The sequence below is a fragment of the Pantoea sp. V106_11 genome, from assembly GCF_029967885.1.
Taxonomy (GTDB): Bacteria; Pseudomonadota; Gammaproteobacteria; order Enterobacterales; family Enterobacteriaceae; genus Pantoea; species Pantoea ananatis.
Genome location: NZ_JASCAK010000003.1, coordinates 37,352 through 43,641, shown reverse-complemented (window position 1 = coordinate 43,641; position 6,290 = coordinate 37,352). Strand labels below are relative to the sequence as shown.

At 53.6% G+C, this 6,290-nt stretch carries 4 protein-coding genes and 1 tRNA gene; 3 read left to right on the top strand and 2 right to left on the bottom strand.

Annotated features, from left to right (window positions below):
- Position 1: 1 nt before the first annotated feature.
- A tRNA-Gly gene (locus QLG08_RS00720) sits at positions 2 to 77 on the bottom strand.
- 153 nt (positions 78 to 230) lie between these two features.
- On the bottom strand, positions 231 to 779 hold the full coding sequence (orn, locus tag QLG08_RS00715; RefSeq protein ID WP_014604895.1) for an oligoribonuclease: 549 nt from the start codon (positions 777 to 779) through the stop codon (positions 231 to 233).
- 99 nt (positions 780 to 878) lie between these two features.
- Here orn and rsgA point away from each other — a divergent pair, with 99 nt between their 5' ends.
- From rsgA to mscM, 3 genes are all read left to right on the top strand, one after another.
- A complete protein-coding gene (gene rsgA, locus QLG08_RS00710) occupies positions 879 to 1,928 on the top strand; it encodes a small ribosomal subunit biogenesis GTPase RsgA (RefSeq protein ID WP_013027412.1) in 1,050 nt (349 codons plus the stop codon).
- Between the two features lie 92 nt (positions 1,929 to 2,020).
- Positions 2,021 to 2,917 (top strand): archaetidylserine decarboxylase, encoded by an 897-nt coding sequence (gene asd / locus QLG08_RS00705; RefSeq protein WP_014604894.1) that lies wholly within the window; start codon positions 2,021 to 2,023, stop codon positions 2,915 to 2,917.
- A gap of 5 nt (positions 2,918 to 2,922) precedes the next feature.
- On the top strand, positions 2,923 to 6,258 hold the full coding sequence (mscM, locus tag QLG08_RS00700) for a miniconductance mechanosensitive channel MscM (RefSeq protein WP_014594727.1): 3,336 nt from the start codon (positions 2,923 to 2,925) through the stop codon (positions 6,256 to 6,258).
- Positions 6,259 to 6,290: the final 32 nt, after the last annotated feature.

The following is a 6,290-nucleotide window of genomic DNA, read 5'->3' as shown; positions in this document are numbered from 1 at the left end:
TTGGAGCGGGAAACGAGACTCGAACTCGCGACCCCGACCTTGGCAAGGTCGTGCTCTACCAACTGAGCTATTCCCGCGCCTTGTACCGTCATAAATTCTTCACCGGTACGGGGTGCGCATTATACGAGAAATCGCTGCTGCTGCAAGATGCTTACAGCAAAAATTTGCGCTTTTGATGCGTTTGCTGCTTATTGCATCAACCTGGCGATTTCCTGCGCACCCTTTGCGGTTTAAAGCTGCAAAAAGTGTTGGCGGTAGTACGCCAGTTCGGCAACGGACTCACGAATATCGTCTAACGCCTGATGCGAGCCGCTCTTTTTGAAGCCTGGAAGAATGTCTGGCTTCCAACGACGAGCCAGTTCCTTGAGCGTGCTGACATCTAAATAGCGGTAGTGGAAATAGGCTTCCAGCTCTGGCATGTACTTGAACAGGAAACGGCGATCCTGCCCAATGCTGTTGCCGCAGATGGGCGAGGTGTTTGCGGGCACCCACTGCTGTAGGAACTCGATAGTCGCTTTTTCCGCAGCGCGATCGTCAATCTTACTGGCCTTTACCCGTTCCACCAAACCGCTATTCGTATGTGTACGAACGTTCCATTCGTCCATTAAGGCGAGCTGTGCATCTGACTGATGAACCGCCATCACCGGCCCTTCAGCCAGGATATTGAGGTCGGCATCGGTCACGATAGTGGCGATCTCAATAATGCGATCGCGTTCCGGATCGAGTCCGGTCATTTCAAGGTCGATCCAAATTAGATTATTTTCGTTTCCAGTGGCCATGCTGTTACCTGTGGTTGCTGAGTCGTCATTCATCATGAATAAGGTGTATCATAGACGTTTTGCCCCTCAGGGCGAAATCCAGCTAAACGGTGAGGGTGAGTGAGTAAAAATAAACTGTCTAAAGGTCAACAACGTCGCGTAAGCGCTAACCACGATCGTCGTTTGAACCAGCGCAAAACGCGCCCGGAAGCGGACGATAATTTGTTTGGTCAGGACGCAGAGGGCGTGGTGGTCAGCCGATTTGGCATGCATGCCGATGTCGAGGACAGTGCTGGCCTTACCCACCGTTGCAATATACGTCGTACGATTCGTTCGCTGGTCACCGGCGATCGGGTGGTATGGCGTCCCGCGCTAAACGGCGGTAAAGGTATTGTTGAAGCGGTGCACGAACGCACCAGCGTGCTGACGCGCCCCGATTTCTACGATGGCGTCAAACCCATCGCCGCAAACATCGATCAAATTATTATCGTGTCCGCGATTCTGCCAGAGCTGTCACTGAATATTATCGACCGTTATCTGGTCGCCAGCGAAACACTGGATATTGAGCCCCTGCTGGTGCTGAACAAAATCGATCTGCTGGATGACAACGCACGTGCGTTTGTTGACGAGCAGATGGAGATTTACCGCAAGATCGGTTATCGGGTATTGATGGTTTCCAGCCATGTGAAAGAGGGTTTGAATGCACTGCAGGCAGCCTTAACTGACCGGATAAGTATCTTTGCCGGGCAGTCCGGCGTAGGTAAGTCCAGCCTGCTGAACGCCCTGCTTGGCTTCGATCAACAGCAGGACACCGCCATTCTGACCAATGATGTTTCCGATGTTTCCGGACTGGGCCAACATACCACGACCGCATCCCGGCTTTATCATTTCCCCGAGGGCGGGGATGTGATTGATTCTCCGGGTGTCCGTGAGTTTGGTTTGTGGCATCTTGAGCCGGAACAAATCACGCGTGGATTTGTCGAATTCCGTGCGTTCTTAGGCGATTGTAAGTTTCGTGACTGTAAGCATGACACCGATCCGGGCTGTGCGATTCGTGAAGCCGTTGAAAACGGCAAAATCGATCAATCACGCTTCTATAACTACCACCGTATTCTTGAAAGCATGGCGCAAATGAAAACCCGGAAAAACTTCGCCGAGAGTGAAGATTAAGGCCCGTAACGGCGTATTCGCCATCTGACTGGGGCGCTGTTACAATCCGCTCCCTTTTTGTCAATGTTATGAAAGATAGCCAGGAGGCTAGGGTGTTTGATCGTTTTAAACTCGGCTTGAATCACATTCTTCCAAAAAAATGGCTGACTGAACTTGCGGGTTGGGGAGCCAGCCGTCGCGGCGGCTGGCTGACGAAGCTGGTCATTGATATTTTTGTCTGGTTTTACAAAGTCGATATGGCTGAAGCACGGAAACCGGATACCGCCAGCTACCGCACCTTTAACGATTTCTTTGTTCGTCCGTTAAAGGACGATGCACGCCCAATCGATCCCGATGCCAGCCTGATCGTTCTGCCTGCTGACGGCGCGATCAGCCAGCTTGGCCATATTGAAGGCGATCAGATTTTCCAGGCGAAAGGCCATTACTACACGATCGACGCCCTGCTCGCCGGTAATGAGCATATGGCGGCACAGTTTCGTGAGGGGGAATTTGCGACCACTTACCTGGCACCGCGTGATTATCACCGCGTCCACATGCCTTGTAACGGCATCCTGCGTGAGATGATCTATGTACCAGGCGATCTTTACTCCGTTAATCCGCTGACCGCACGTAACATCCCTAACCTCTTTGCCCGTAACGAGCGCGTAATTTGTTACTTTGAAACCGATATGGGCCCGATGGTGCAGATCCTGGTGGGCGCAACGATTGTCGGCAGCATTGAAACCGTTTGGGCAGGCACCGTCACACCGCCGCGCGAAGGCATTATTAAACGCTGGCATTACCCGGCCGCCGATCATGACGGTGCCGTGGTATTACTCAAAGGTCAGGAAATGGGCCGCTTTAAACTGGGTTCTACGGTAATCAACCTGTTCGCGCCTGGCCGAATCAAGCTGGCGGAAAGCCTTGAGGCGGAAAGTAAGGTTCGACTGGGCCAACCTTTAGCGCTCGCCCTTCCACTGACGACTACCGCGCCTGACGCTGTCGAGTAGAACCTATGTTCGTGCGTTCGATCTTTTGTCTGCTGCTGAGCCTCTGGCTCAGCTCTTCTACGCTAGCCGCCAGCCTGCCTGATGCCAGCCAGCTCAAACAGCAGCTGGAAGAGGTCAAAGCCACTAAAAATGCCCCCTCGCAAACTGAACAAATTCAGTCACTGGAAGCCGCACTGGCCTCGCTCTCTGAACGCGATGATGCCCTCGAACGCGCACAACAGTATCAACAGGTTATTGACGATTTTCCGCGCCTTGCCCGCGAGTTAAGGCAGCAAATCGCCACGCTTAACGACAACGCTAAAACCGTGCGCAGCACGATGACCAGCGCAGAGCTGGAACAAGAGATTCTGCAAATCAGCAGTCAGCTGATTGAAGAAGGACGCCAGGCCCAGCAGGAGCAGGACCGTGCCAGAGAGATCAGTGATTCCCTGTCGCAGTTGCCACAGCAGCAAACGGAAGCGCGCCGGGCACTGACCGAGAGCGAACGGCGCTTACAGAGTGCCGGCAGCGCTGCCACTCCAGTCGGTCAGGCCCAACTGGTGGCTCGCCAGGCAGAAAATGCCGCCAATAAAGCCAAAGTCGATGAGTATGAGCTGGCGCAGTTGTCGGCCAACAATCGCCAGGAGCTGGCTCGCATGCGCGCCGAGGTGCATCAGCGCAAAGTGACCCAGCTTGATAATTATCTGCAGGCTTTACGTAATCAACTGAATGAACAACGTCAGCGCGAGGCCGAAACGGCGCTGGCGCGTACGGAACAGCTGGCGGAAAACAGTGGTGATTTACCGCCCGAGATCAGTGAGCAATTTCGGGTTAACCGCGATTTGTCCGGTGCGCTAAATCAGCAGGCACAGCGCATGGATCTGGTGGCATCGCAACAGCGCCTCGCCACCAATCAAATTATTCAGGTTCGTCAGGCGCTGGCAACGTTGCGGGAACAATCCCAGTGGCTGGGTGCCTCTAACCTGCTCGGCGATGCGCTTCGGGCACAGGTGGCGCGTTTACCCGATATGCCGAAATCTCAGCAAATCGATAATGAAATGGCACAGCTGCGCGTTCAGCGCCTGCATTATGAAGATCTTCTGGAACGACAGAATGCGCTTCGCAAAGCACATCAGGCGGACGGGCAGCCTTTTACCAGCGACCAAAAGCGCATTCTGGATGCACAGTTAAAAACGCAGCGAGAATTGCTGAACTCCCTGATATCCGGCTGCGATACGCTGATTCTGGAAATCACTAAACTCAAGGTCGCCAATACGCAGCTTCAGGATGCGTTAACCGAAGTCAAAGACGCCACGCACCGCTATCTGTTCTGGACAGCAGATGTCAGCCCCATTTCATTGAGCTATCCTCTGGACGTGGCTAAAGGCCTGTCGCACCTGCTTACGCTGGATACGCTTGGGCAGCTTGGCAAAGCTCTGGCAATGATGTTTACCAGCCGCAGCACCGTCCTGCCCATTTTGGGTGCCGTGTTGCTGGTCGGTTTTAGCCTGAGTACACGTCGTCACTTCAACGCTTTTTTGGAACGCTCAGCCAGTAAGGTTGGTAAGGTCACCCAGGATCGCTTCCGCCTGACCATCCGCACTGTTTTCTGGTCAATTCTGGTCGCGCTTCCGCTTCCTGTGCTTTGGGCAACCCTGGGATACGGGCTGCAAAACGCCTGGCCGTATCCGGTAGCCGTTGCTATCGGCGATGGCATTACGGCGACGCTGCCTCTGCTGTGGATATTCATGGTCAGCGCCCAGTTTGCCCGCGCCAACGGTTTGTTCATTGTGCATTTCCGCTGGCCGCAGGTACGCGTTGCGCGTGCCATGCGTTACTACTCGTTGAGTATTGGCCTGATCGTGCCGCTGATTATGCTGCTGATCACCTTTGATAACCTTGACGATCGTCTTTTCTCTGCCACCCTGGGCCGACTGTGTTTTATTTTGATCTGTGGCGCCCTGAGTCTTGTTACGGTAAGTCTAAAACGTGCAGGGATCCCTCTTTATCTTGATAAAGAGGGCAACGGCGAAAACATGATTAACCGCCTGCTGTGGAATATTATGATCGCCATTCCATTGCTGGCCGCGCTGGCCTCCATGATTGGTTACCTTGAAACAGCGCAGGCGCTGCTGGCACGTCTGGAAACCTCGGTGGCAATCTGGTTTTTCCTGCTGGTTATTTACCATATCATTCGCCGCTGGATGCTGATTCAACGACGCAGGCTGGGGTTCGATCGCGCACGCCAGCGCCGGGCCGATATGCTGGCCAATCGCGCGCGCAACGAAGAAGAAAAAGATCAGGCGCAAAATACTGACGTTATTGAAATAGAAGAGCCCGTGATTGATTTGGACGCCATCAGTGCTCAGTCACTGCGCCTGGTCAGGTCAATCCTGACGCTGATTGCGCTGGTGTCAGTCATTGTCCTGTGGTCGGAAATCCACTCTGCGTTTGGTTTCCTTGAGAATATTCGTTTATGGGATGTCAACACCTCCGTTCAGGGCGTGGAGAGTATTCAACCCATTACGCTGGGCGCCGTTCTGATCGCCATTCTGGTGTTCGTGATTACGACGCAGCTGGTGCGCAATATGCCGGCCCTGCTTGAGCTGGCCCTGCTGCAGCATCTTGATTTGTCGCCAGGCACCGGCTATGCCATTACCACGCTGACCAAGTATTTGCTGCTGCTAATTGGTGGCTTGCTCGGCTTCTCATTGATTGGAATTGAATGGTCCAAGCTGCAATGGCTGGTGACCGGCCTGGGAGTTGGGTTGGGATTTGGTCTGCAGGAGATTTTTGCGAACTTTATCTCCGGCCTGATCATTTTGTTTGAAAAACCCATTCGTATTGGCGATACCGTTACTATTCGCGATCTGACCGGCAGCATTACGCGCATCAATACCCGCGCCACGACAATTACAGACTGGGATCGCAAAGAGATCATCGTGCCTAATAAGGCCTTTATTACAGAACAGTTTGTTAACTGGTCGCTGTCGGACTCCGTCACGCGCGTCGTGCTGACCATACCCGCTCCCGCACAGGTAAGCAGCGAGGAGGTCACCACGTTGCTGAAGCTGGCTGCAGAACGTTGTAGCTACGTTCTGGATACACCGCCGCCGGAAGTGTTTCTGGTTGACCTGCAGCAGGGAATACAGTTATTTGAGCTACGCGTACACGCCGCTGAAATGGGCCATCGCATGCCGCTTCGCCATGAACTGCATCAGCTTATTTTGCACGGCTTTGCAGAACATGGTATCGAAATGCCTTTCCCACCCTTCCAGATGCGGGTAGAAACCTTAAGCAGAAAAACGCCTGCCGGAAATGGTGCGTCGACGACGCGGACTTTTAAATCAGGCGGATTATAAAAAAAACGCCCGGTCTGACCGGGCGCTTTCCT

Coding starts and splice junctions, on each gene's coding strand:
- mscM (WP_014594727.1), top strand. CDS start 2,923: ATGTTCGTGCGTTCGATCTTTTGTCTGCTGCTGAGCCTCTGGCTCAGC.
- orn (WP_014604895.1), bottom strand. CDS start 779: ATGGCCACTGGAAACGAAAATAATCTAATTTGGATCGACCTTGAAATG.